Below are 25,711 nucleotides of genomic sequence, written 5' to 3'. Positions count from 1 at the left end.
CGCTACAGGAGGCCCCCGTAACGCAAGATCAATTAATTTGGTATACGAATTACTTACGATACCATAAAACTTGGGAAAAGGCTTACTAACTACATAAAACCTAAAATGATGTTTAACGGTTGTGTAGTTTTTTTCGAAATGTGCTTCGCAGATTAAACAGTGTTCTGTTTGCGTGCCGATATGCAGTTTATGTGTACAGCTTTTTTGTGTCGTAGAACATTTGACCTCATGATTATGGTTATGGTCATGATTGTGAAAAGCACCAAAGGGAGTCAACGCAATGGCAAATACCCATAGCATTAAAACCGATAATATACGGTGAATATGTAAGTGCTTTCTTTTCAACTGGCAACAAAACTACTGAATTCTGTAGAATTAGATTCATATGCTTTACAAGATTGCTGTTGTATGACCTCAATGAAATCTCAGTTTAAATTCGGCGTATCGTTTTATTACAAATGGATGATGCAATAAAAGCCTAATTTTAAGGCTTTATCGAAACAACGGTACTTTTTCAACGTTATCATAAAAAAGAAAACAATGGCAACAGCTCAACAAATTAAGACGGCCTACATCGACTTTGTCCTCACAAACGATGAAAGACCAAAATCGGTTTATAGCTTTGTTAAAAAACTAAAAATTACCGAATCGGAATTTTATACATTTTATGCTTCATTTGATAGTATTGAGAAGTTAACGTGGGTAGAATTCACCACTGAAACGATCGATACCCTGCAGGATCAGGAAGTATGGGCTCAATACTCGGCAAGAGATAAAATACTCGCCTTTTTTTACAGTTATGTTGAGGTCCTTAAAAAACAACGCAGCTTTGTAATTTATAGCCTCAAAAAACACAGACCGCAACTGTCAACACCAGGTGTACTTTCGGGTGTAAAACCCATATTTGAAAACTTTTCCGAAAATATTATCAACGAAGGATTAGAATCAGGGGAACTTGCCGACCGCAAATTCCTGAGTAAAAAATATAAAGATGCAGTTTGGCTTCAATTCGCTTTTATTGTGAATTTCTGGATAGATGATGATAGCGAAGATTTTGAAAAAACCGATGAAGCTATTGAAAGAGGCATAAATGTTACTTTTGACTTGTTTCAACGCTCGCCTATAGACAATCTTTTTGAATACGGGAAGTTTCTATCCAGAAATGGAAAGATGAGAGAAAGAATGGGGCTTTAATCTATGAAAACACAAGACCACATTCCAGTAACAAAAGGGCAGAGATCAGCTAAATTTGTAAAAACAGGGTTTCAAATAGGTGGTAATTATATAAAACATTACTCAAAAAAACTCTTTAATCCGCGGCTAAGTCGTGATGAATTAAACGAAGATAATGCGACTGATATTTATAAATCACTGAGTGAGCTGAAAGGTAGTGCGCTTAAAATCGCACAAATGCTCAGCATGGACAAAAATATCCTCCCTAAATCTTACATCAACAAATTCAGTCAATCGCAGTACAATGCCCCACCTTTGTCGGGACCGCTAATCGTTAGAACTTTTACACGAAGTTTTGGAAAGACCCCGGATCTGATTTACGACACATTCAATCTAACCTCGTCTAATGCAGCTTCTATTGGACAGGTGCATGAGGCAAGCCTAAATAGCAAAAAACTAGCCGTAAAAATTCAGTATCCCGGCGTTGGTGATAGCATCTCATCAGATTTGAAAATGGTAAAGCCTTTTGCATTCCGCTTACTGGGAATGAGTGAAAAAGAGCTTTCAATTTACATTAAAGAAGTAGAGGAACGACTGCTTGAGGAAACGGACTACGAATTAGAAGTGAAGCGTTCTATTGAATTTTCTAATGCCTGTGCTCATCTTGAAAACATAGTTTTCCCTAACTATTACCCCCAACTTTCCGGCAAAAAGATTATCACCATGGATTGGATTGAGGGACTGCATTTAAAAGAGTTTTTAAATACAAATCCTTCTCAGGAATTGCGTAACAAAATTGGACAAGCCTTGTGGGACTTTTATAATTTCCAGCAACATGAACTACGGGCTGTTCATGCTGATCCCCATCCCGGAAATTTCCTGATTACGCCCGATGAAAGACTTGGCGTAATTGACTTTGGATGCATTAAAGAAATGCCAAATGATTTTTACGAGCCTTTTTTCTCTTTGATATCCGCTGATACGCTTAAAGACAAGAAAAAAACAATTGAAGCATTCAGAAAACTGGAAATGATCCAGCCAGATGATAGCACAAGCCAGATTGAATTCTATTACACTGCTTACCGTGAAATGATTGAGTTATTTGCCAGGCCATACACCAGCAAGAGCTTTGATTTCAGTAAGCCTGAGTTTTTTGAACAACTGTATAGCTATGGAGAAAAAATATCCACTATGCCAGAATTTAAACAGGCCAGGGGTGTAAAGCATTTCATTTATGTAAACCGTACCAATTTTGGACTGTATACTATTCTTCATGAATTAAATGCTCTTGTAAATACAAACACCTTTCAGCCTCATTTATAAATTTCGAAACAAAAAAAGAGGAGCAACCGCCACAATCGCTCCCCTTTTTAACCTAAAACTAAAAACTATTAATATGACGGTTTTAGTTACAAAAGGTTTCATTAGAAATAACTTTTTTTGTCATCCGTAAATAATCTTATAGACCAGCTTTTTTTCAAACTTTTGTTTAAAAAAACCAAATAAGACATAAACAAAGGAATCAACTTAATATATTTGCAATTAACAAATTACATCTGAATTGAAAAAACAAGCTATAACGTATAAGAAAATTCTTGTAATTGAAGACAATCACGCGATCCTTGACGTGATTACGCTCATCTTGCAAAGCGAATCTTACAAAGTGACCGGGCTTAATAAGAGCATTGATATGATGGCAAATATTGAGAAACACCAACCAGATCTGTTGATTTTAGACATTATGCTACCTGATGGAGATGGGAGAGATTTGTTAAAACAATTGAGAACAAATGCACCTACAGCCGGCTTACCTGTGCTCATGATTTCAGCAAAATATACCGCCCAAAATATTCAGCATGGTGAATTTAAGCCAAATGGTTTCTTACCAAAACCATTTGACATCGACGACTTATTAGACAGGATTGAAGGCATACTAGCGGGAAAAACCTACTAAATTAACCTGTTAATTCGTAGCTTCGATGGAAAGATCCGGACATGAATACGAACGAAAAACTCATTCATCATTTTTACACCAGCTTTCAGCATAAAGATGTTGAGTCCATGCAGGACTGCTATGCTGATGACGCCAAATTTAGCGACCCTGTGTTTACCGATCTAAATGCTACAGAGGTCAGGTCTATGTGGGCAATGTTGGTAAAGAACGGGAAGGATATGCGTGTTGAATTCAAAAACATAAAATCCACCGAAAATGGCGCAACAGCAGAATGGGATGCCTGGTATACCTTTTCTAAAACAGGCAATAAAGTTCACAATCAGATAAAAGCTTCATTTGTTATTGAGAATGGGAAAATAGCCCAACACAGGGATCATTTCAATTTCCACAAATGGGCCAGTCAGGCGCTTGGCTTAACAGGGAAATTACTTGGCTGGACCAGCTTCCTCAGAAAAAAGATCAGCAGTACAGCCAGAAAAAATCTTCAAACCTTTATAACCAAGAAACCTTAGTTAGCTTTAACCAGTTCAATAATAGCTTCAGCAGATAACTTTTGTTGTTGTCCGCTTTGCATATCTTTTAAAGTTAGCAAGCCTGTTTCCATTTCATCGCTTCCAATCAATATCACATAAGGGATGTGCTTATCATCTGCATAGCTCATTTGCTTTTTAAGCTTCGCTGAGGAAGGATAAAGCTCTGCGGCGACTTCTGCCCTACGCAACTGTTGTAAGATCGGTAGCGCGTATCTTTCGGCGGCTGCATCAAAGTTACTGATCAGTACTTTTGTACCCGCTGCTACAGATTCAGGGAAAAGATTTAGTTCTTGTAATACATCATAGATTCTATCTGCACCAAAAGAAACACCAACACCAGTTAGGCCTTTCAAACCAAACATACCTGTCAGGTCATCATATCTACCGCCCCCACCAATGCTACCCATAGCCACTTCGTTAGTCTTCACTTCAAAGATGCAACCGGTATAGTAGTTTAGTCCACGGGCAAGTGTAATGTCAAGTTCCACATCAGGCTTTAAAGATGAATCCGATTTAATCAATTCATTTACATAATCGAATACAGTTTCGATTTCTGATATCCCTGATAAACCTGTATCAGAAGTTGCCAGTACAGTTTTTAAACTATTTAACTTCTGTTCGTTAGATCCTTCAAGTAAGATAACTGGCTTTAACTTATCAATATCCTCAGCAGTGAAGCCACGTTCTATCAATTCCTTAGTTACACCATCCAATCCAATTTTATCCAGCTTATCGATAGCGACTGTCATATCAATAATCAGTTCAGGTTTACCAATTACCTCAGCAATCCCAGTTAGTATTTTACGATTGTTAATCTTAATAGTAAAATCTTTTAAGCCGAGATTACTTAGTGCTTCCTGGTAAATCAGGATAAACTCTGCCTCGTTTAATAAGCTATCAGAACCTACCACATCTACATCACACTGATAAAATTCTCTGTAACGGCCTTTCTGCGGCCTGTCAGCACGCCAAACCGGCTGCACCTGGAAACGTTTAAAAGGAAGAGAAATATCATTCTGGTGCATCACTACATAGCGCGCAAACGGCACCGTCAAATCATATCTCAGGGCTTTCTCACTAATCGAGGAAATCATTGCGTTAGAATTCGCCTGTGCCAGCAGATCAGGCTTTACCTTAGATAAGTAATCACCGCTATTTAGAATCTTAAATATCAGTTTATCCCCCTCATCTCCATACTTACCGGTTAAAGTGGAAAGGTTTTCCATTGAAGGTGTTTGTATTTCGGCATAACCATATTTCCTGAAAACAGCTTTAACAGTATCAAAAATGAAATTACGTTTTACCATTTCCTGTGGAGAAAAATCTCTGGTTCCTTTTGCTAAAGAGGGTTTGATATTTGACATAAGCGCAAAAGTACAAAACTAACAGGCATAAAAAAACAGGCTGCATGATACAGCCTGTTTTTTATGCGCTACGTCATCCTGAATTTATTTCAGGATCCCGTTTAAACCAATAACCTGATCGGCTCTTCAAGCAATCCTTTCAGTGTTTGCAGGAAGGCAGCGCCCGTTGCGCCATCAACCACGCGGTGATCACAACCTAAGCTTAGCTTCATCACGTTGCCCGGTACAACAGCTCCGTTTTTAACAACCGGAATTTGTTGGATCGCACCTACTGATAAAATTGCACCATCCGGAGAGTTGATGATTGATGTAAATTCATCAATACCAAACATACCCAGGTTAGAAACAGTAAAGGTAGAACCTTCCCAGTCTGATGGCTGTAATTTTTTAGCTTTTGCTTTTTGTCCGTATTCCTTAACTTCTGCAGAAATATGAGATAATGACTTCCCATCCGCAAAACGAACTACAGGAACCAATAAACCATCTTCTACTGCCATTGCAACTCCAATGTTGGTATGCTCATTGAAACGGATCTTATCGCCAAGCCATGAAGAGTTAACTGCCGGATGTTGTTTTAATGCAACAGCAACAGCTTTAATAATGATATCGTTGAAAGAAACCTTAACCGGAGAAACAGAATTGATAGCTGTACGTGCAGTCATTGCATTGTCCATATCAATACTGATATTCAAGTAGAAATGCGGAGCGGTAAACAAACTTTCTGCTAAACGCTTAGCGATTACCTTACGCATTTGCGATACTGGTTTCTCAGTAAACCTTTCTTCACCTACATATTGAGGAATAACCGGTGCAGCTTTCTCTGCAGCCGGAGCTGAAGAAGATTCTGTTTTTGCCGGAGCAGCAGGTTTAAAGTTTTCGATATCCTTTTTAATGATACGGCCACCATCAGCGCTACCTGCAACCTGTGCAAGATCAATTCCTTTATCTTTTGCTATTCTTTTAGCCAATGGAGATGCTTTTAAACGTTCTCCAGTGCCCGTTGAAACAGGCGTTTCTTCTATTGCTTCAGCAGCTTTTTCAGCAACCGGGGCATCAGAACTTTTATCTGCAGCCACAGCAGGCTTAGCCGGAGCATCACCCTGACTTAAAATTCCACTGATGTCTGTTCCAGCAGGGCCAACAATAGCAATAATGCCATTTACTTTAGCCGCCTGCCCTTTTTCAACACCAATGTGTAACAAAGTTCCTTCTGCGTAACCCATCACTTCCATAGTTGCCTTATCGGTTTCTACATCCGCAAGAATGTCGTCATCTTTCACTTTATCACCAACTTTCTTATGCCATTCAGCAATTACGCCTTCAGTCATGGTATCACTTAACAATGGCATACGCACCACTGTTACACCCATTTTTTCCAGATCTGCATCAGTTAATGCAGCACCTGCAGTTTCTTTTTTGCTTTCAGCAGGTTTTTCCGATGATGATTCTGCAGCTTTTTCCTCTTTAGCAGGAGCTGCAGCAGCACCTTCCTCAGCAGCTAAAGCAGCTTTATAGTCTTCACCTTCTTTACCAATTACAGCGATGATCGCATCAACAGGAACAGCCTTACCTTCTTCTACACCAATGTATAATACGGTACCATCCCAATATGATTCTAAATCCATGGTCGCCTTATCGGTTTCCACTTCGGCCATTACATCGCCGCTCTTTACTTTATCGCCAACTTTTTTATGCCATTTAGCCATCACACCTTCAGTCATGGTGTCGCTCATTTTGGGCATTCTAACTATTTCAGCCATTCTATAATATCTATTGAAATGCGTTCTTAATTAATCTATTACGTAAGGATAGTCTTGTTGTACATAAACATCCATATATAATTCTGATGCATCAGGGAAAGGAGATTCTTCTGCAAATTTCACAGCATCATCAACAATCTGCTTGATCTTACCTTCGATTTCTTCAATCCAGGCCTGATCTGCATATTTCTCTTTCAAAACAACCTCTCTCACAGCCTCAATAGGATCTTTAGCTTTATATTCTTCTAATTCATCTTTAGTACGATATTTAGCAGGATCAGACATAGAGTGTCCGCGGTATCTGTATGTTCTCATTTCCAGGAAGGTTGGGCCTTCACCAGCTCTTGCACGTTGAATAGCTTCATCCATTGCGTTATGTACGGCAACCGGATCCATGCCATCAACAGGAGCACATGGCATATCAAATCCTAAACCTATTTTGTAAATATCAGTCATGTTCGTGGTACGCTCAACAGAAGTTCCCATCGCGTAAAAGTTGTTCTCACAAACAAAAACTACAGGAAGTTTCCAAAGCATCGCCATATTGAACGCCTCATTTAAAGCACCCTGACGAACAGCTCCGTCACCCATATAGCAAATATTAACATTGTTTGTGCCTTTATATTTTTCAGCAAATGCAATACCCGCACCCAATGGAATTTGACCACCAACGATACCATGTCCACCGTAAAAATGGTGTTCTTTACTAAACATGTGCATTGAACCACCTTTTCCTTTTGAACAACCAGTAGCTTTACCATACATTTCGGCCATAATGCTATCTGCACTTACACCCAAAGCCAGTGCATGAGCATGATCACGGTAAGTAGTAATCATCGAATCTCCTTTCTGCATAGCAGAAATTGCTCCGGCTACTACCGCTTCCTGACCGATATATAAATGACAAAATCCACGGATTTTTTGTTGTCCATAAAGTTGACCGGTTTTTTCTTCGAACTTGCGCATCAGCAACATCGACTCAAACCACTTCAGATAGGTATCTTTATTTATTTCTACTGCACTCATTTTTGGGGTGTTGATTTTTTTACGAGAGCAAATCTACTTTTTTATTGCAATATATCGAAGTAATTGATGTAAAATGCACACTATGGTTACATAAATCCAACTACCGTTCAATGCAACTAACAAGGTCAATATTAACACATATACCGAAGTTAACAAATTAAAAGCAAACGGATCATTGAGAACGCAATCATAAGTTGCACTTAAAACCCAACAAGCAAAAACTTATATGGTGCAACAATTTACACACTTCCTGTGTAAATGTTAATAACTTTTATTAAAACTGTGAAGGTATTTGGATAACATTTGTAAAATGTATATGTTTGCCATCCAAACAATAAGCCCTAGTGGTGTACGTTTAAGTGTAAGTGATTAGTACCCAAACTTAACAGTATAACATGATAAAAAAGTTTTTGTTTTCTACCCTAATTGGTTTGTGCAGCCTTACGGCCCTCAACGCGCAGACAAAAACAAAAGAAACAAACAAATTAGCAGATCCTGATAATTTAGCTTCACAATATTTTTCCCAGGTTATGGGTGTTGCTGTTGATGCTACATCAAATGTGAAGTTGTATAAATTCATTTACGAATGGATTGGAACACCTTACAGGTTCGGCGGAAATACTGAAAAAGGAATTGATTGTTCGGCTTTCACCAAAGCTATTTACGATAAAGTTTTCAACACTACTATTTTGCGTAATTCACGTGATATTTTTAGTATGGTTGATCCATTGCCTAAAGACGAACTGAAAGAAGGAGACCTGGTATTCTTCAAGATAAAAAGCAGAAGCATTACACACATTGGCATTTACCTTGGCGACAACCGTTTTGCACATGCATCATCCAGTCGCGGTGTAGTAATCAGCAATTTAAATGAACCTTATTACTCGAGATATTTTTATAAAGGCGGCCGTATATTAGACGGTGTGAAGGAAGACCTTATTCAGGAATAACTCTTCTTGAACCTTTAACAATACTGGTCCTTCTAAATACTTAGAAGGACTTTTTTTATACCTATGTTAAAATGAAATTTTCAATTACAGGCTTACTCATCACTGCAGGTGCTTTTGTATTGCTCAGCTGCACAAGCAATACTGCCAGCGTTCCCCAACAACTACCAACAGATACCCTTAAGATAAAAAGGATGGACACCCTATCTATCGTCGCAGTTGGAGATATTATGATTGGCTCAGCCTATCCTTCAAAATCTAACCTGCCCCCGGATGACGGAAAACATAGTTTTAAAGCTGTTGACTCCTTCTTAAAAGGTGACATCGTATTCGGTAATCTGGAAGGATGTTTTTTAAACAATGGAAAATCTACCAAGTGTAAAGACACGGTTGGCAATAGCTGTTTTGCATTCAGAATGCCAGAACGTTATGCAGGTATCATTAAAAATGCAGGTTTTAACTTACTTAGCGTTGCCAATAACCATGTTGGCGACTTTGGTTTAAAAGGGAGAACAACAACAACCAAAATTTTGGATTCTCTAAATATCAATTACGCAGGGCTCCAATCTCACCCTTTCTGCATTTTTGAGAAGGATAGTGTTAGATATGCTTTCTGCGCTTTTGCCCCAAATGAAAACACGGTATCTATTAACAAAGTTGACAGCGCAAAACAACTGGTTAAAAGTTTAAAAGCACAGGCCGATATTGTTGTTGTTTCCTTTCATGGTGGCGCAGAAGGTGCCAGATTTGAACATGTACCCAGGAGAAAAGAAATATTTTACAATGAGAACCGAGGCGATGTTTACGCCTTTGCCCATGCTGTAATCGATGCCGGTGCAGATGTCGTTTTAGGTCATGGCCCTCATGTAACAAGAGCTGTAGAAGTATATAAGAATAAATTCATTGCTTATAGCCTCGGTAATTTTTGCACCTATGGTATGTTTAGTCTTAAAGGCCCTAATGGAATTGCTCCGTTGCTACAGCTTAAAATCAACAGTAATGGTGACTTCCTATCTGCTGATGTGATTTCGGTAAGACAAGATAAAATAAACCGTCTCCGTTTAGACCCGGCAAACGGGGCTTTCAACAAGATTAAATCATTAACAAATATTGATTTTCCGGGACACAATTTAATATTCTCCGGTTCGGGGCGTATAGAACCAAAGAAGAATCCCTAAATAGTTGTATCTTGATGCTCATATTTTAACTTATAAAAGCATCTTATGTATATCACTTACATCATTCTTTTTCTACTACTGGTTATACTAGCCAGTTCATTTGTTACAGTTAAACAAGGGACAATTGCAGTAATTACAATTTTCGGCAAATACAGGAGACTTCTTAGTCCGGGACTAAGTTTAAAAATTCCGCTGATAGAAGCTATACATTCTCGCATCTCTATACAAAACAGATCGGTTGAATTATCTTTTCAAGCAGTTACACAGGATCAGGCGAATGTATATTTTAAAGCAATGTTACTTTATTCTGTAATCAACCACGACGAGGAAACTATTAAAAATGTCGCTTTTAAGTTTGTAGACTCAACGAACTTGATGCAAGCCTTAATTCGTACCATAGAAGGCTCTATAAGGGCATATGTAGCTACACAACGACAAGCTAATGTACTTGCTCAACGCAATGAGATTGTGGAGCATGTTAAACACCAGATTGACCAGGTATTAGAAACCTGGGGTTATCACCTGCAGGATCTGCAACTGAATGACATTACATTTGACGAAGAGATTATGCGCTCAATGAGTCGCGTTGTAGCCTCAAACAATTTAAAAGCAGCTGCCGAGAATGAAGGCCAAGCTTTATTAATTACAAAAACAAAGGGAGCTGAGGCTGATGGTAATGCCATTAAAATTGCAGCGGCAGCAGAACGTGAAGCAGCACAATTACGCGGTCAGGGTATTGCCTTATTTAGAGCTGAGGTTGCACACGGTATGACAAAAGCAGCCCAGGAAATGGAAGAGGCTAACCTGGACATCTCAGTAATTCTTTTCACGATGTGGACAGAATCGATTAAACAATTTGCAGAAAATAGCGAAGGAAATGTAATCTTCCTGGATGGTTCTACTGAAGGAATGAATAAGACTATGAAGGAAATGATGGCAATGCAAATGCAGAAGTCGTCAGACAGCAAGAAATAAGCTTTCTCCAAAAGCCATAAAACAAAAAAGGGAAGACATCCAAATTGGATGTCTTCCCTTTTTTCTCATTAAACTTCTTACTTAATTCCCGGAGTAGTTTTAACAACGTCTTTTTCCTTTCCGGTTGTAATGTCCATTAGGTCTGCCATAATCTTCAAACTCTCATTCTGAACGAAGTCAAATACCTCTTCTTTTTTCACCTTGTCTCCTTTTTTCACGGCAGGTAATCCTCTTGCTGCACGTAAAGTATTTATCTTGGCCAGATTTTTAGCTTCCAGGCTATCCCTTTCTGCTTTCAGTTTCGTTTCATTTAAGGATATAGACACTTCTCCTTCACGTTTTTTTGCCTCAGCAATATCTTCTTCCATGATTTTATAATCAATGGATTTATCCATTCTCTCATTATGTGATTTGATCAAATCAGCTTTAACTGCAGTCAGATCAGCAACAGGAGCAAAATTAGATTTTTTAACCTCATCCCAAGGCAAAGCAGAAGGCTCAGTATCTTCCCCTATTTTATCCATCGGATACAATGAAGGAAACACGATATCAGGCATTACACCTTTATGTTGAGTACTGCTACCCGTTACCCTGTAAAACTTAGCCATCGTAAGGTTAATCTGTCCTAATCTAACAGCTTCCTTGTCCGACTTACCTTTTCCATCAGCAGTACCACCTACCAATGCTGCCAACCTTTGAAGTATAGATGGGTTAACCAATCTGTTCATGTCTATAGAAGACTGTACTGTACCTTTACCATAAGTTTGGGTACCCATAATAATTCCTCTTCCGTAATCCTGAATAGCACCAGCAAAAATTTCAGAAGCTGAAGCGCTTAACCGGTCCACCATAACACCAAAAGGCCCTGCCCATGCTACACCTGCATTTGTATCTTCACTTACCTCTACGTCATTCTTAAGGTCTTTCACCTGCACTACAGGCCCTCTATCAATAAACAATCCGGTCAGATCAATAGCCTCAACCAAAGAACCACCACCATTGGCGCGAAGATCCATTACAATCGCGTCAACTTTATCCATGTTCTTTAAAGTATCGATCAGCAACCTTACGTCACGTGTGGTACTTTTGTAATTTGGATCGCCTGCATTTGCAGCTTTAAAATCTGCGTAGAAAGCAGGCACAGTAATGATACCTATTTTATAAGGTTTCCCATTCGACTGTATTGTTTCTACTTTTTTCTTAGCTGATTGATCTTCCATTACAATCTTTTCCCTCACCAATTCAATAATCACTGGCTTAGAAGACATCTCTTTACCTGCAGGGATAATCTTTAAGCGAACCTTTGTACCTTTTGGTCCTTTAATTTTAGCAACAGAGTTCTCAATTCTCCAGCCGATAATATCTTCAAATTCGCCAGTCCCTTGAGCTACAGCAACGATCCTGTCGCCTGCACTTAAAAGCTTGCTTTTGAAAGCAGGGCCACCCGGAATTACTTCAGCAATTTTTAATATTTCGTTTTCCAACTGAAGTCTGGCACCAATACCTTCAAAAGATCTGGCCATTTCCTCATTAAACTGTTGTGCCGCACTTGGGATGAAATAGTTTGTATGTGGATCAATGGTCTCAGTAAAAGCGTCCATGATCGTTTGAAAAACGTCCTGGTTATTCAATTTTGATGCCTGCGATTTAAGCGCCTCATAACGCTTAGTCAGGGTCTCTATATTTTTGGCTTCGGAAGTTCCGGCAATCTTTAGATTTACCAGTTCATATTTAACCCTTTTCTTCCACAAGTTATCGATTTCTGCCTTAGATTTAGCCCAGGGCATTTTCTCGCGATCAAAAACATAGGTTTCGTTCGCATTAAAATTTTGCTTTTTCTTGATCTCAGTAAAAGCAAAATTTATGAATTCATTATACCTTTTTAAATAGAGATTAAATATATAAAATGGGGCATTCAGATTTCCTGCCCTAAAATCGTCATCTAACGTAAATCTGAATTTTTCAAATTCCTTAATATCAGATTCAACGAAATAATATTTATACGGATCCAATTCCTTGATATACTTATCCAGAACCAGTGACGAGATGGAATCGTTAACCTTAATCTTCTTGTAATTATAATTTTCAATTAGCGCAACAATCTCCTTACTTACCAGAGCCTGTTTTTCATCCGGCATAATATTAGTTACACCCGGAACCAATTGCAGCGGTTGCGGGGAAGCGTGGCAGGCTAGAACGGCGGCAGTAAAGGTGACCAGTAATATCTTTTTCAACATCTCTTTAACTATTTTAAAATCCATTTTTATATGTAACACTAATATGATACCAATTTCAGAAATAAACAGAAAAGAGACAGTATTATTACTGTCTCTTTTCTGTAAACATACTAAAAGTTTTAATTTACTATAATATCAGTTTTACTAAAAACGTTTTTTTATTACAAAAAATTGTACAATTAACTATTTCTTTGCTATTACTTTAGCGGGAATTTGAGCTCTTGCTTCCCGAATTTGAGTTTTAAACCGGTTAAGGTTCGAAGATTTGGCTAACAATTCAGCCTTATTCAAATCTCTTAGGGCAAGGGAATATTCCTTTTTCTTTGTTTTTACCTGCACAATTCCTAAAATTGAATCGATATAAGCATTATTGTCACTAATCTGTTTTGCCAAAATGCCCTGCTGAGTATAAAACCATAAAGACTGGGTTAGCTTATCAGCCGCGAAATATATTTTACCAAGCTGGCTATAAGATTCCATCTGTCCGGATTTACTACCAATCTTAGAATAGGTTTTCAATGCAACATTAAGCGTTACTTGCTCTGCTTCAGAATAGTGAGCTAATAAGTAATGGACATTTGCTAACCGTAGTAATGCAGAACCATATTGTGTGAATTTTTTTGAACTGTTGTATTCAAATGCAGCTTTACCATATAAGGTAATTGCATCATTTAAATCTCCCCTACGCTCGTTCTTTTCCGCATCAGCAAAATAACTATCGCCATCATTTTCCTCCAAATTAGACACAACAATATTTACCGATCCATTAACAGGCGGTATATGTTGTGACAAAAAAGGACCTGATTGCCCTCTGGCCTGACTCAAAAAAAACAGGCCAATTAATACTAAATAGACTTTGCTCATCGGATAAAGATATAACAAATTTAAGTAAACTATTGTAAACTAACCAAAAAGGGATTCCAGATACTATTGCTTAAACTCTTCAATCAATTGTTTACAGCGTTCTTCTATTTCTAAAAAAACAGGCTCAAACAACCTGTCGTCAAAATAAGGATCAGTTACTTCCGACTCATCTGGCAAGAACAGTTTCACCTTTTCTCTTTGAATTTCATTTGAAGCCAGTTTTAAAACATCCCTTAAATTATTTTGATCCATCACAAGTATATGATCAAAGTCTTCAAACATTTCCTTATTGAAGTGCTTTGCCCTTTGTTTCGAAATGTCATAGCCAAAACTACTGGCTACATCGATACTTCTCTTATCAGCAGGCTGGTTTACGTGCCAATCGCCGGTGCCAGCAGATGCAATCTCCCAATTTAATTCCTGTTCATTTACCAAATGCCTCATAATTCCCTCCGCAAGTGGAGAACGACAAATATTGCCGAGACAAACCATTAATATCTTCATTTTTATTTATAAATATCGTTAAGAATATTAGCCAGACAAATTCCGCCCTTCAGCAACTGTTCATTTAATAAACCAACAAATTCGAAATTGTACTTATAGCTCAACCTTTCATCTGGTTTAATGTTTGCATAAATCTTATTACAGGCTTCGTAAGACCCATATACAAAATCCTTCAAGGAGTTATTTCTCCATACATTTAACTGATCTGCTGAAGGGTAATTGATTGCACTGGCGTACTCTGTATAGCTTAATTGCTGATACTCGATGAGAGACTCATCCCAAACCCTGTGCAGATTAGATTTTTCACCAAACCAGGTTAGATAAACTTTATTCCCTCCTAGATCCTCTTTTCTCGCTGTATGCATAGGCTGATTTAAATCGCCTACCAAATGAATCAGCAAACGCATAGCTAGTCTTTTTTCATCTGCGGCACTTTGCTTATTCTTTAAAACAGCAACCATCTCAGGAATCTTATTGTATACGTTGGCACCTTTTTCTGTATCCAAAAGATTAAATACACCTTGCTTGTCCAATCCTGCAGGGAGATTCACAAAATGCCAATTGTACAAATAATCAAATGCAGGATCAGACTTTATAAAATCGCCCCAATTACTTGCCATAGCCAAACTCTCATTACCCAACACCGATTTTACGCCTTTTGCGGCTTTATTACTTAAATGGCTTTCAGCAATCTGTCCAACGATCCTATGTCCAAGCATGCCCCAGGCACTTACGTTTAGTGGAAAATACAATGCTACGGCTAAAACTAATACAATCTTATACCCATTAAATGCCAGACTCTTCTTCATATCCATTGATGTATATTTTTTCTTTTTAACTGATGAAACCATCATAATTTTACTTACAATGGTTTCATCAGGATATTTTATAATGCTTTAGGCTCACAAACTATTCGTTCTTTTAATACCAGCGTACACGCCCGCTGGTTACCTATACTTTCCAGGTGCAGCTGGTTAGGTTCAGTAGATTTGATAAAAAAAGCTTTTTCATACCTGCCGATCTGGTAGCAGCCAGATACCTTTTGTTTATAATTCGATTTGGTATAAGTCCCTGATAAAAACAGGCTATCCCCCCTTACTTCATATATGCCTTTTGCATACTCCTTCCAAACCCCGCCGTTAAAACAGGAATCTGTATAGTAGTTTACTTTAGAATGTGTAGTTAAATCAACGTAAAACGAATCACAGGTAAACTTAAACTTATGTTGTGTATAGTTTAACAGTTTATCAGAATTTGCTACGCTATCCTGATTCCATATTCCCTGTAAAAAAGCCTCACCTTTCCCCTGCACATCGGGCAATCTTCTGCAAGCAGACACACACAAAATAACCAGCAGATAAAACACCAATCTCGACATACCCATACTGCTATTCAGCTGCTTATTTTAAACTACCTACCATATCCTCAGGACGAACCCACTGGTCAAATTGCTCACCAGTTAACAGTCCCAGCTCAATAGCTGCGTTTCTTAAAGTTTTATTCTCTTTATGTGCTTTTTTTGCAATTTTAGCCGCATTTTCATATCCAACATGTGGATTAAGTGCAGTAACCAGCATCAATGAATTCTCAAGATGTTTTTTGATCTCAGGAAGGTTTGGCAGAATTCCCTCAGCGCAGTGGTCATTAAATGAAACACAGGCATCACCAATCAGACGGCCCGACTGTAAAACATTAGCAGCAATTACGGGTTTAAATACGTTCAGCTCAAAATGACCTGTAGCCCCACCGATACTTACAGCAACATCGTTTCCAATCACCTGTGCACAAACCATAGTCAATGCTTCGGGCTGCGTAGGGTTAACCTTTCCAGGCATAATAGACGACCCCGGCTCATTATCAGGAATGATGATTTCTCCAATACCCGAACGTGGCCCGGAACTTAACATCCTTACGTCGTTTGCAACCTTCATCAAAGAAACAGCGATACGCTTGTATGCACCTGAAAGTTCTACCATTGCATCATGAGCAGCCAATGCTTCAAATTTATTTGGTGCCGTTACAAAAGGTAAACCTGTTAACTCAGCTATTTTTTTAGCAACAAGCACATCATAACCTTTAGGTGTATTTAGTCCCGTACCAACAGCAGTCCCACCCAAAGCAAGTTCACTAATCATCACCAAAGCATTTTTTACTGCCCTGATACCGTTTGCTACTTGCTGCGCGTAACCTGAAAACTCTTGTCCAAGCGTTAATGGAGTCGCATCCATGAAGTGAGTACGACCTGTTTTAACAATATTTGCAAACTCTTCAGACTTTGCAACAAGGGTCTGGTGTAGTTTCTCCAATCCGGGAAGCGTAACTTCTACAGCTTGTTTATAAGCTGCAATATGCATTGCCGTTGGATATGTATCGTTTGAAGACTGTGATTTATTTACATCATCATTAGGATGCAGAACTTTCTTCTCGTCGCCCAGTGCACCACCATTTAAAACATGTGCACGATAAGCAATAACCTCATTGGCATTCATGTTACTTTGTGTACCTGAACCGGTTTGCCAGATTACCAAAGGAAACTGGTCATCCAGACTGCCGGCAACAACTTCATCACAAGCTTTTGCGATTAGATCCGCTTTATCCTGACTTAAAACACCTAGTTCGGTGTTAGCCAATGCTGCAGCTTTTTTTAAATAGCCGAAAGCATGAATGATCTCTTTAGGCATAGAAGCCTCAGGACCAATTTTAAAGTTATTTCTTGAACGTTCAGTTTGAGCACCCCAATATTTATCAGCAGGCACCTGCACTTCACCCATCGTATCGTGTTCGGTTCTAAAATTCATAGTGTTCTATTTTTGTTGCTGCAAATTTAAGGTTTTTGTGCCTCAATGAGTTGGATTTATGTAATTAATCAACTACAAAGTGTACAATGTTTAAAACTCTTTTGCGTTTAAAGGGTTAAAAATCCTTATTTTTCGACTTTTTAACCTGTATTGCATTGTTCATGAAGTTTCGCCTGTTAACCATAACCTTATCACTAGCCATTTTATCGCTTTCAATCCTCTCATCTTGTTCAAGCCCGGCAGAAAAAGCTAAAAAAGCCGAAGCTGATAAAAAAATAAGAGTCGAAGAAGACGATAAGGCCGACAGCCTGTTATTGGTCTATAATCCCGCGAAAGGAGATAAGTGGATCGCTGATTTTGCATACAACCTACATAAAAAATATGGCTTTAACGGGAATATGCTTGTGGCTAAAGGCGGCAAAATACTATATGAAAAAGCAATGGGCTGGGCAGATTATCTTCACCGCGACAGCCTGAAAATAAACTCAGAATTTGAACTGGCATCCATTACAAAAACTTTCACCGGTGTGGCTATCATGCAACTCGTTGAAGCAGGAAAATTAAAACTAACAGATGATGTAAAAAAATTCTATCCGAACTTTCCTTACGATGGAATAACCGTAGAATTACTCCTATCCCACCGGAGCGGAATGATGAATTATGTATACTTCATAGACGACATTTGGCGTAAGGAAAAGCGTGACATGAAAAAGGGAGTGTCCAACCAGGAAGTAATGCAGGTTATTGCGGAGAAAAAACCTAACCCATATACCAAACCGAACAGGCATTTTCATTACAACAACTCCAACTTTATGGTTTTAGCCGCAATTGTGGAAAAGGTGTCCGGACAGCGCTTCTCTCAATATATGATGGAGCATGTGTTTAAACCAGCAGGAATGAAACATACGCACGTTTATTCTAAGGCAGAGTATGAGAAGATCCCTGTAGACGTTGTAGGTCACGATCGTAACAGTTTCAGATATTCTGTAGTGCAAAACTTTTTAGATGGCCCTGTTGGCGACAAAGGTATTTACAGCACTTTACATGACTTAGTCTTATATGATAAATATCTGAAGAACGGCAGACTACTAACACAAAAAAGTCTGGATTCAGCATATAAAGGCCGCAACAAAGCGATCAAAGGCCATTTCAATTATGGATACGGCTGGCGAATGTTTGACGGAGAAAAAGATCGGAAAGTAGTGTACCATACGGGCTGGTGGCATGGGTTCAGACACATCTATGTACGCGATTTCCAAAAAGATATAGTCATTATATTTCTAGGCAATTTAACCAATGGCAGTTTGATGCAGCTTGATGAATTGTATAAGCACCTTGGTGTACCAGTTATTCGTAAAGGAGCCTATTCCGGTGCAGGATCATTACCTGGAAGCGACGAGGATTAATTAAGAGATTTTGTCGAACGCAATACCACTACGTCTTTTAGAAAGGTAGGTTTTCAAAAGACTATTTTCAGGCAGATCCAGATGTGGGTCTGCCGCAAGCAAATCAATTACGGTATTCCTCGCTTCCTGCAAAATCGCCTGATCTTTTGCCAAATCAGCAAGCTTTAGCTCTAAGACCCCACTTTGTTGAGTACCTGTAATATCACCAGGTCCACGAAGCTTAAGGTCAATTTCCGATATTTCAAACCCATTATTTGTTTTAACCATCGTTTCCAACCGGAGCTTCCCATCTGCACTTAATTTGTTTCCTGACATCAGGATACAGAAAGACTGTTCAGCGCCCCTTCCAACCCTGCCCCTTAACTGGTGTAGTTGAGAAAGACCAAACCGTTCTGCGTTCTCAATAATCATAACAGAAGCGTTGGGCACGTTCACCCCTACCTCTATTACAGTGGTCGCAACCATAATCTGACTTTTCCCATCTATAAATTGCTGCATTTCGTATTGCTTGTCAGCGTTACTCATTTTTCCATGCACAATACTAATCTGATATTCAGGTCTTGGAAACTGATAACCCATCTGCTCTATACCTGCCTCCAGATGTAAAAGGTCCAGCTTCTCACTTTCCTTGATCAATGGATAAACCACATACACTTGCCTGCCTTTGGCAATCTCTTGTTTCATAAAACCAAACATCCTTAGACGTTGACCTTCAAACAAATGCCGGGTTTCAATAGGTTTCCTGCCCACCGGAAGTTCATCTATTACAGAGACATCCAAATCACCATACAAGGTCATAGCCAACGTTCTGGGAATAGGTGTTGCTGTCATGACCAATATATGTGGTGGAATTACGTTTTTACGCCATAACTTAGCGCGTTGCTCAACCCCAAAACGATGTTGTTCATCTATCACGACCAAACCGAGGTGCTTAAATACAACCTTATCCTCTATCAATGCATGTGTTCCAACCAGGATATCTATTTCTCCGGCCTCCAATGCTGCATGCAGTACAGTCCGTTGTTTCTTTGTTGTACTGCCAGTAAGGATCGCTACGTTAACCAGGCGCCCGTTTAATAATGAGGTGATAGATTCATAGTGCTGACGGGCTAATATCTCCGTAGGCGCCATCATACAGGCCTGATAGCCGTTGTCATTTGCCAACAGCATACTCATTAATGCAACGGCGGTTTTACCACTACCTACATCACCCTGAACCAACCTGTTCATTTGAATACCACGCTGGGTGTCCAATCTGATTTCTTTGATTACGCGCTTTTGCGCTCCGGTCAACTCAAAAGGAAGTATTTCATTGTAAAATGTATTTACCCGTTCACCAACAACTGGAAACAAGTGCCCTTTAAATTTAAGTTCCCGGAGTTGCTTATTATGCAGCAACTGCAATTGAATAAAAAACAGTTCCTCAAACTTCAACCTCGTCTCAGCCTTTTTTAACGTTGCAACATCCTTGGGAAAATGAATGTTCAGAATAGACTCCTTCCTCGATATCATATGATACTTCTCAAGAATATAAGGCGGTATAGTTTCCCTAACTTCATAAAGGTGCTGTTCAAGAAGCAAAGTCTGCAATTTTTGAATTCCCTTACTGTCAAGAAAAAACTTCTTTAACTTTTCGGTTGAATTATAAACCGGCTGAAGCCTTAAATTTCCTGTAATTGTAGCTGGCCTGGGGTATGTTTCCAACTCTGGATGAGAGATACTAAAACTACCATTAAATACCGTCGGTTTACCAAATACAATGTAAACCTTCCCTTTCATGACATGTTCATCTACCCATTTCAAACTTTGAAACCAAACCAATTCTATTGATCCTGTTTCATCCGTTAAACGGGCGACGATACGCTTTTTGTGCTTTTCGCCAATCTGCTCTTTACTTGTTATTCGTCCCAATATCTGCACGTAAGGTAGCTCAGGACTAAGTTCATTAATCTTATAAAATCGGGTGCGATCAATATAACGGAACGGGAAATAATTAAGCAGCTGATCATAAGTAAAGATACCTAGTTCCTTCTGCAGAAGTTCTGCACGCTTAGGCCCCACGCCCTTCAAGAATTCGATAGTGGTATCTAACGTAGATGCAAACAAAGCTTTATATAGTTTTTCTCTTAAAGGTAAAGATATCTTTTATTATGCTCCAATTAAATACAATTACAGAAATCAGCAACAACAGATAAGCAAAGAGCTTATGTACATCAACATGCTCACCAAAATAAAAAATTGCCACTGCGAATGCAATAATCGGATTGATATAGATAATAATGCCCAAAGTCGACGAAGGTATACCAATTAAAGCATACAAACTCATGAATAATGGGATAATGGTAAAAAACACCGCAATAACTGTAATATTCCCCCAAAACCATAAATCCTGAGGGATCCCCTCATGTTTCAGCAAGTAAAATGGAAGCATTAATATTACAGCCATCGCAATCTGCACCGCCAGAACATTAAGCTTATCCAAATACTGCATTTTACGTTGAATGATCAGATAAAACGCGTATAAGGAAGCTATAATGACCGACCATATTACTTCTATAAAAGAACCTGTGGCAAGTAGTAGAATACTGAGCAAAGCTATTCCAAGTGAGATAAGCTTTAATCTTGACAAGGATTCTTTTAGAATTAAAAAGCCTCCGAAAGCTGTAATCAGCGGACAAACCATATAAGCAAAAGCTGCCGACTGAAGACTAACATTATTCACTGCATAAATATAGGTGTACCAATTAGAGGTAAGCAATAATGTAGAGCCTATAAGCTGAAACAAAATGTTACGTTTCTCCCTGAAACCAATTGAGGACAAATAAGTCAAATCCGCTTTTAGTTGTTTCCTTCTGAATAGAACAATAGCAATCCAAATAAAAGCAAGGGAAGTAAAAATGCGGTAATAGAGTATTTCTTCTGATGGGAATGCCTTCAGGTTTCTCAGTGGAATCGAAAAGAAGCCCCAAATGGCAAAAGATAAAATGCCCGCAAAAAAATAACGCAAATTAGATTTCGGCAAAGCTTAGCCTTTAAATGCTGTCATCGAAATCTCTACGTTTACTCCCTTTGGCAAACCCTTCACCGCTACAGTTTCACGTGCAGGGAAATTGCTATCAAAGTAAGATCCATACACCTCATTTACCGCAGCAAAAAGATCCATATCAGATAAAAAGATCGTAGTTTTTACGACATCTTCAAGTCCATAAGAAGCCTCCAGTAACACCGACTTAATGTTTCTCATCACCTGATGCGTTTCCTCTGAAATAGAAGACTGAACCAACTCCCCCGAAGCAGGATTAATAGCCACCTGTCCCGATAAAAATAAAAAGCCTCCGGCTAGCACTGCCTGATTATAAGGGCCAATAGGAGCAGGAGCATTAGTTGTATTGATGATCGTTTTCATATCTAAGATGTTATTTTGTAAAAGTTACCAAATGATATTCATTTAGCTTAAAATAAGCCAGTCAATGAGCTTCCATAAAATACCACAAACGAACATACCAATAGCAATCGCATTAATAATATGCATGATTCTCACATTGGTACTTGTTGGTCTTTCAGGATCCTTTTTTCTAAATAAATACATATGTATACAAAGGTATAAAATAAAAAAAGAGGGCCTCATTTCTGAAGCCCTCTTTTTTCGTATTTAATTAGAAATAATTAGTTTCTAGATGTTTCAACACGACGGTTTTGGATACGACCTTCTTCAGTATCGTTAGAAGCAATTGGATTAGCTTCGCCATGACCTTTAGTTACAACTTGACTAGCGTTAACACCAGAGTTAACTAAGTAAGTTTTAACAGAGTTAGCTCTGTCTTTAGATAATTTCAAATTGTATGCAGCAGTACCTTCGCTTGAAGCGTAACCGTTTACAGCTACTTTACCACCGTTTTCACGCAATACTGAAGATAATTTATCTAAAGTAGGGTAAGACTCAGTTTTTAAAACTGAAGAGTTGAATTCAAAGTTGATAGTTTCAAAACCAGTTAAGTTACCAGTGTTTAAAGCAGCAGTTTCCATTTTAGGTAGAGGACATCCTGAACCGTCAACAGCAGTACCAGCTGGAGTACCTGGGCATTTATCAAACTGATCAGCAACACCGTCACCATCGCTATCTTTTTTCAAATCTTCAACAGATTTTTCAACAGCAGATACACGAGTTTTTAATGCTTCAACTTCATTACGTAAAGATGGATCTTTTAATTCATCATACATTAAAGCTAACGGGTTAACCCAATCCAAGTTTGGTTTAGATTTAGAACCTAAAGAGAATTCTAATCCAGCATATCCGTAAGAGAATTTATCTTTAGTAGTTGCTTTAGCCCAAACTCCGTCTAAGTTATCAGCATCAACAAAATGCATAGTATAACCTAAGTTAAATGATACACGCTCAGAAACTTTGAATTTAACACCAGCACCAACTGGGATATAAGCTTCTTTGATGTATTTTTTATCACCATCTTCACCAAATGTTTCACCTAAATCTTTAGGATCAGCACCGTTTAATGCAGCTCTGTAAGCGGCAACACCGTAACCTGCAGTAACGAAGAAGTTAACTGAGTTCTCACGACGTAAGAAATCAACAGTTGCAACGTTAACAACACCTCTTAAGTCAGCTGAATAACCAAGCTCAGTTTCGAAAGAACTTAATCCCGGAAGAGCACCTGGTCCACCGTCTTTGTTCGTTCCAGAAATTTTACCACGGAAAACATTACCTTCTAAGCCAAATGCATGACCTAATTGTTTTCTTAATGAGATACCGTAACCTAAGTTTACATCAGCATTAGTGAAATCGTTAGTACCACCGATTGCAATAAATGGAGATAACACACCGGCGTTAACACCTAAAGACCACGTTCTGTACTGGCCTCTTCCACCAAATACCTTGGCTGAAGAAGAAGTCGTAGCGTCCTGGGCACTAGCAAGAGTAGTAACTCCTAGTAATGCTACAAAAGAAGCCGCTAGACCCTTTTTTAAAGTAGAATAATTCATAATTTTCTTTTTTAAGGTTAAACAAATTTTAATTGTATAATTTTTTTTGTGTAGCAAAATTAAACAAATTTTTAAATTCTCAAAACTCTTGTACAAACTCCGTTCCAAACTTGGAAACCATAGGAAAAAACCCTGTCAGAACCCAATCAAACCTACCCTAAGCCCTTTTAAAGCTGCAAAAAAATCCATTTTAAATTTCCTCTAGAATATAGACATAATTAAATGGTGTTCAAAATACACTTCAAGATTGTTTCCTTATTTTAACAAAATCGTCAAATCATCTTAAATATTGTCCTAATCACTCATACAAGCAAGTCCTATATTTAAGACAGCCCTACAAAATGGAGCTAAATTAAATATTTTTAAATCCAGCTATCTGTAAATTGATAGATATTGAACGCTGCATTTTTCATTGCTACATCAATAGCTGCTTGTAATTCCTTCCGGTCAACATTCGACATCCGATAATGCTGAATAATCTTAAATGCTTTCTCAGTCATCAGAAAAGATTTGCGCTCATTATTTGTTAAAACAGGTTCAAGCAACCAGGAACATAACTCAGCTATTCCTTCATTTTTATCTGCAACAGTTTTAAAAACAGGAATCTGCTGGTGTTGCTGGTGAACGAGCTTTTTCAAGTTATTAGCAAAAGTATCCGCTCCTTCCCTATCAGCCTTATTCACCACAAAACCTTGTGCAACTTCCATCAACCCAGATTTTATATTTTGAATCTCATCTCCTGATTCAGGTACCAACACAACAACGGTTTTATCGGCAAGGCCAGCAATCTCAACTTCCGACTGTCCTACTCCAACTGTCTCTACCAGAACCATGTCGAATCCAGCAGATTTAATCAAATCTACAATTTCAATTGTTTTAGCAGAAATACCACCGAGAGCACCTCTGGTAGCCAACGATCTGATATAAACATTTGGATTGTTAAACTGCTGGGACATCCTGATCCTATCTCCTAGCAAAGAACCAAAATTAAATGGAGAAGTCGGATCTACAGCCAAAATGGCAATTTTCTTTCCTTCCTGTACCAGTTGCCCCGCAATAGCATTTACCAGTGTACTTTTCCCAGCTCCTGGAGGGCCAGTTATCCCGATTACCGGAACCATTGAATTCAGTTCAATTCTCCTTAATAATTGAGCTGCAGGTGGAATATCGTTTTCAACAAGCGTAATCGCCCTTGCCAAAGCAATATAACTTCCTTCCTGCATGTCTTTTATAAGAGAATCTTCGTTTTGCATCAATTAAAATTATCTTTGCTACAAAGAAATAGAATTTATTAGGAATGTCAATACCCAAGACAATTTATCAAACGTTTAAATCAGACAAATTACCGTTAATTACACGTTGGTATATTTCAAGATTCAGGAAAAGAAACCAGGATTATACCTATGAATTCTATAATGATGAAAGAATAGAATCTTTTTTGAGCACAGCGTATGGCGATGAAACCTTAAAGCTGTATCAGCGACTTAACATTGGAGCAGCAAAAGCCGATTTCTTCAGGTATGCTATATTGCTAAAAAAGGGAGGCGTTTATCTGGACATAGACAGTTCGATAAACGGCAGTCTTCAAGATTTCATTCTCCCTAATGACGTTGCAATCATTTCTGATGAGGGGAATTCGGGTTTATGTGTACAATGGGCATTGGTTTTCGAAGCCAACCACCCATTTTTACAAAAAACGATGGAACTGATGGCTGACAATATCAGAAACAACAGATTCCCTCACAATGTACATGCAATGACTGGCCCCACGGTATATTCAGAAGCGATAAAGCTATGCTTAATAGAAAACCCAGACATCCCATACCGTAAACTTGGAGTAGATTACAATAAACATTTCAAGTTCAAGTACCCGTTAAGTAAGCTCCTGTACCAGAGTGGTACACACTGGAAAAAACAGCAATTAACCCAGCCCGTTCTTAAGAATGGGTCGATAGCTTAAAGCCAATCCTTCCCAAATAAAACTTACATTTACA

The 25,711-nt window shown here is 38.5% G+C and carries 24 protein-coding genes; 9 read left to right on the top strand and 15 right to left on the bottom strand.

What is annotated here, in order from left to right; translation table 11 throughout:
* The first annotated feature begins 540 nt into the window (after window positions 1-540).
* From R2Q84_RS12725 to R2Q84_RS12710, 4 genes are all read left to right on the top strand, one after another.
* A complete protein-coding gene (locus R2Q84_RS12725; protein WP_316816927.1) occupies window positions 541-1,194 on the top strand; it encodes a TetR family transcriptional regulator C-terminal domain-containing protein in 654 nt (217 codons plus the stop codon).
* Between the two features lie 3 nt (window positions 1,195-1,197).
* Complete coding sequence (locus R2Q84_RS12720) at window positions 1,198-2,496, top strand: AarF/ABC1/UbiB kinase family protein (RefSeq protein ID WP_316816925.1); 1,299 nt, start codon at window positions 1,198-1,200, stop codon at window positions 2,494-2,496.
* A gap of 238 nt (window positions 2,497-2,734) precedes the next feature.
* Entirely contained in the window at window positions 2,735-3,127 is a 393-nt protein-coding gene (locus tag R2Q84_RS12715) for a response regulator transcription factor (RefSeq protein ID WP_316816924.1), read from the top strand.
* Window positions 3,128-3,168: 41 nt separating this feature from the next.
* Window positions 3,169-3,639: a nuclear transport factor 2 family protein gene (locus R2Q84_RS12710; protein ID WP_316816923.1), complete on the top strand. Its 471-nt coding sequence runs from the start codon at window positions 3,169-3,171 to the stop codon at window positions 3,637-3,639.
* Here the strand turns inward: R2Q84_RS12710 and hisS are convergent.
* From hisS to pdhA, 3 genes are all read right to left on the bottom strand, one after another.
* Entirely contained in the window at window positions 3,636-5,024 is a 1,389-nt protein-coding gene (hisS, locus tag R2Q84_RS12705; protein WP_316816922.1) for a histidine--tRNA ligase, read from the bottom strand. The two genes, R2Q84_RS12710 and hisS, sit on opposite strands and share 4 nt — an antisense overlap.
* Before the next feature lie 101 nt (window positions 5,025-5,125).
* Window positions 5,126-6,784 (bottom strand): 2-oxo acid dehydrogenase subunit E2, encoded by a 1,659-nt coding sequence (locus R2Q84_RS12700; RefSeq protein ID WP_316816921.1) that lies wholly within the window; start codon window positions 6,782-6,784, stop codon window positions 5,126-5,128.
* A 30-nt stretch (window positions 6,785-6,814) separates the two neighbouring features.
* Window positions 6,815-7,810 (bottom strand): pyruvate dehydrogenase (acetyl-transferring) E1 component subunit alpha, encoded by a 996-nt coding sequence (pdhA, locus tag R2Q84_RS12695; protein ID WP_316816920.1) that lies wholly within the window; start codon window positions 7,808-7,810, stop codon window positions 6,815-6,817.
* A gap of 395 nt (window positions 7,811-8,205) precedes the next feature.
* Here pdhA and R2Q84_RS12690 point away from each other — a divergent pair, with 395 nt between their 5' ends.
* The 3 genes from R2Q84_RS12690 to R2Q84_RS12680 all read left to right on the top strand — a co-directional run bounded on the left by R2Q84_RS12690 (window position 8,206) and on the right by R2Q84_RS12680 (window position 10,910).
* A complete protein-coding gene (locus R2Q84_RS12690; RefSeq protein ID WP_316816919.1) occupies window positions 8,206-8,760 on the top strand; it encodes a C40 family peptidase in 555 nt (184 codons plus the stop codon).
* Window positions 8,761-8,831: 71 nt separating this feature from the next.
* Window positions 8,832-9,935, top strand: a complete 1,104-nt coding sequence (locus tag R2Q84_RS12685; protein WP_316816918.1) for a CapA family protein — start codon at window positions 8,832-8,834, stop codon at window positions 9,933-9,935.
* 45 nt (window positions 9,936-9,980) lie between these two features.
* A complete protein-coding gene (locus tag R2Q84_RS12680) occupies window positions 9,981-10,910 on the top strand; it encodes an SPFH domain-containing protein (protein WP_316816917.1) in 930 nt (309 codons plus the stop codon).
* Between the two features lie 77 nt (window positions 10,911-10,987).
* On the opposite strand, the gene R2Q84_RS12675 is transcribed toward R2Q84_RS12680, so the two are convergent.
* The 6 genes from R2Q84_RS12675 to fumC all read right to left on the bottom strand — a co-directional run bounded on the left by R2Q84_RS12675 (window position 10,988) and on the right by fumC (window position 17,313).
* A complete protein-coding gene (locus R2Q84_RS12675) occupies window positions 10,988-13,171 on the bottom strand; it encodes a carboxy terminal-processing peptidase (protein ID WP_316816916.1) in 2,184 nt (727 codons plus the stop codon).
* Between the two features lie 159 nt (window positions 13,172-13,330).
* Window positions 13,331-14,011, bottom strand: a complete 681-nt coding sequence (locus R2Q84_RS12670) for a hypothetical protein (protein WP_316816915.1) — start codon at window positions 14,009-14,011, stop codon at window positions 13,331-13,333.
* Window positions 14,012-14,074: 63 nt separating this feature from the next.
* Window positions 14,075-14,515, bottom strand: coding sequence for a low molecular weight protein-tyrosine-phosphatase (locus R2Q84_RS12665; RefSeq protein ID WP_316816914.1), 441 nt, complete (start codon window positions 14,513-14,515; stop codon window positions 14,075-14,077).
* Window positions 14,516-14,517: 2 nt separating this feature from the next.
* Window positions 14,518-15,369 (bottom strand): S1/P1 nuclease, encoded by an 852-nt coding sequence (locus R2Q84_RS12660; protein ID WP_316816913.1) that lies wholly within the window; start codon window positions 15,367-15,369, stop codon window positions 14,518-14,520.
* 32 nt (window positions 15,370-15,401) lie between these two features.
* On the bottom strand, window positions 15,402-15,893 hold the full coding sequence (locus tag R2Q84_RS12655; protein WP_316816912.1) for a fumarate hydratase: 492 nt from the start codon (window positions 15,891-15,893) through the stop codon (window positions 15,402-15,404).
* A gap of 22 nt (window positions 15,894-15,915) precedes the next feature.
* Window positions 15,916-17,313 carry a class II fumarate hydratase gene (gene fumC / locus R2Q84_RS12650; protein ID WP_316816911.1) on the bottom strand — a complete coding sequence of 466 codons (1,398 nt, stop codon included), beginning with the start codon at window positions 17,311-17,313 and terminating at the stop codon, window positions 15,916-15,918.
* A 161-nt stretch (window positions 17,314-17,474) separates the two neighbouring features.
* On the opposite strand from fumC, the gene R2Q84_RS12645 reads away from it, so the two are divergent.
* On the top strand, window positions 17,475-18,719 hold the full coding sequence (locus R2Q84_RS12645) for a serine hydrolase domain-containing protein (protein WP_316816910.1): 1,245 nt from the start codon (window positions 17,475-17,477) through the stop codon (window positions 18,717-18,719).
* Here the strand turns inward: R2Q84_RS12645 and recG are convergent, their stop codons facing one another.
* From recG to meaB, 6 genes are all read right to left on the bottom strand, one after another.
* On the bottom strand, window positions 18,720-20,825 hold the full coding sequence (gene recG / locus R2Q84_RS12640; RefSeq protein WP_316816909.1) for an ATP-dependent DNA helicase RecG: 2,106 nt from the start codon (window positions 20,823-20,825) through the stop codon (window positions 18,720-18,722).
* Window positions 20,826-20,829: 4 nt separating this feature from the next.
* A complete protein-coding gene (locus R2Q84_RS12635) occupies window positions 20,830-21,741 on the bottom strand; it encodes an EamA family transporter (RefSeq protein WP_316816908.1) in 912 nt (303 codons plus the stop codon).
* Between the two features lie 3 nt (window positions 21,742-21,744).
* A complete protein-coding gene (locus R2Q84_RS12630; protein ID WP_316816907.1) occupies window positions 21,745-22,125 on the bottom strand; it encodes a RidA family protein in 381 nt (126 codons plus the stop codon).
* 42 nt (window positions 22,126-22,167) lie between these two features.
* Window positions 22,168-22,308 carry a DUF6728 family protein gene (locus tag R2Q84_RS12625; RefSeq protein ID WP_316816906.1) on the bottom strand — a complete coding sequence of 47 codons (141 nt, stop codon included), beginning with the start codon at window positions 22,306-22,308 and terminating at the stop codon, window positions 22,168-22,170.
* A gap of 77 nt (window positions 22,309-22,385) precedes the next feature.
* Complete coding sequence (locus R2Q84_RS12620; RefSeq protein WP_316816905.1) at window positions 22,386-23,717, bottom strand: OmpA family protein; 1,332 nt, start codon at window positions 23,715-23,717, stop codon at window positions 22,386-22,388.
* A gap of 362 nt (window positions 23,718-24,079) precedes the next feature.
* Window positions 24,080-24,970, bottom strand: a complete 891-nt coding sequence (gene meaB / locus R2Q84_RS12615) for a methylmalonyl Co-A mutase-associated GTPase MeaB (RefSeq protein WP_316816904.1) — start codon at window positions 24,968-24,970, stop codon at window positions 24,080-24,082.
* A gap of 44 nt (window positions 24,971-25,014) precedes the next feature.
* Here meaB and R2Q84_RS12610 point away from each other — a divergent pair, with 44 nt between their 5' ends.
* The gene (locus R2Q84_RS12610) at window positions 25,015-25,677 is read left to right on the top strand and encodes a glycosyltransferase family 32 protein (protein ID WP_316816903.1); all 663 of its coding nucleotides are present in this window, start codon (window positions 25,015-25,017) and stop codon (window positions 25,675-25,677) included.
* The last annotated feature ends 34 nt before the right edge of the window (window positions 25,678-25,711 follow it).

It is taken from the genome of Pedobacter nyackensis (genome assembly GCF_032678475.1).
Classification (GTDB): Bacteria; Bacteroidota; Bacteroidia; order Sphingobacteriales; family Sphingobacteriaceae; genus Pedobacter; species Pedobacter nyackensis_A.
This window is presented reverse-complemented; position numbering and strand designations above follow the sequence as displayed.

Bases quoted from the DNA above. Each gene is read 5' to 3' on its own strand.
- R2Q84_RS12725 (WP_316816927.1), top strand. From the start codon at position 541: ATGGCAACAGCTCAACAAATTAAGACGGCCTACATCGACTTTGTCCTC.
- R2Q84_RS12720 (WP_316816925.1), top strand. From the start codon at position 1,198: ATGAAAACACAAGACCACATTCCAGTAACAAAAGGGCAGAGATCAGCT.
- R2Q84_RS12710 (WP_316816923.1), top strand. From the start codon at position 3,169: ATGAATACGAACGAAAAACTCATTCATCATTTTTACACCAGCTTTCAG.
- hisS (WP_316816922.1), bottom strand. From the start codon at position 5,024: ATGTCAAATATCAAACCCTCTTTAGCAAAAGGAACCAGAGATTTTTCT.
- R2Q84_RS12700 (WP_316816921.1), bottom strand. From the start codon at position 6,784: ATGGCTGAAATAGTTAGAATGCCCAAAATGAGCGACACCATGACTGAA.
- pdhA (WP_316816920.1), bottom strand. From the start codon at position 7,810: ATGAGTGCAGTAGAAATAAATAAAGATACCTATCTGAAGTGGTTTGAG.
- R2Q84_RS12690 (WP_316816919.1), top strand. From the start codon at position 8,206: ATGATAAAAAAGTTTTTGTTTTCTACCCTAATTGGTTTGTGCAGCCTT.
- R2Q84_RS12685 (WP_316816918.1), top strand. From the start codon at position 8,832: ATGAAATTTTCAATTACAGGCTTACTCATCACTGCAGGTGCTTTTGTA.
- R2Q84_RS12680 (WP_316816917.1), top strand. From the start codon at position 9,981: ATGTATATCACTTACATCATTCTTTTTCTACTACTGGTTATACTAGCC.
- R2Q84_RS12675 (WP_316816916.1), bottom strand. From the start codon at position 13,171: ATGGATTTTAAAATAGTTAAAGAGATGTTGAAAAAGATATTACTGGTC.
- R2Q84_RS12670 (WP_316816915.1), bottom strand. From the start codon at position 14,011: ATGAGCAAAGTCTATTTAGTATTAATTGGCCTGTTTTTTTTGAGTCAG.
- R2Q84_RS12665 (WP_316816914.1), bottom strand. From the start codon at position 14,515: ATGAAGATATTAATGGTTTGTCTCGGCAATATTTGTCGTTCTCCACTT.
- R2Q84_RS12660 (WP_316816913.1), bottom strand. From the start codon at position 15,369: ATGATGGTTTCATCAGTTAAAAAGAAAAAATATACATCAATGGATATG.
- R2Q84_RS12655 (WP_316816912.1), bottom strand. From the start codon at position 15,893: ATGTCGAGATTGGTGTTTTATCTGCTGGTTATTTTGTGTGTGTCTGCT.
- fumC (WP_316816911.1), bottom strand. From the start codon at position 17,313: ATGAATTTTAGAACCGAACACGATACGATGGGTGAAGTGCAGGTGCCT.
- R2Q84_RS12645 (WP_316816910.1), top strand. From the start codon at position 17,475: ATGAAGTTTCGCCTGTTAACCATAACCTTATCACTAGCCATTTTATCG.
- R2Q84_RS12630 (WP_316816907.1), bottom strand. From the start codon at position 22,125: ATGAAAACGATCATCAATACAACTAATGCTCCTGCTCCTATTGGCCCT.
- R2Q84_RS12625 (WP_316816906.1), bottom strand. From the start codon at position 22,308: ATGTATTTATTTAGAAAAAAGGATCCTGAAAGACCAACAAGTACCAAT.
- R2Q84_RS12620 (WP_316816905.1), bottom strand. From the start codon at position 23,717: ATGAATTATTCTACTTTAAAAAAGGGTCTAGCGGCTTCTTTTGTAGCA.
- meaB (WP_316816904.1), bottom strand. From the start codon at position 24,970: ATGCAAAACGAAGATTCTCTTATAAAAGACATGCAGGAAGGAAGTTAT.
- R2Q84_RS12610 (WP_316816903.1), top strand. From the start codon at position 25,015: ATGTCAATACCCAAGACAATTTATCAAACGTTTAAATCAGACAAATTA.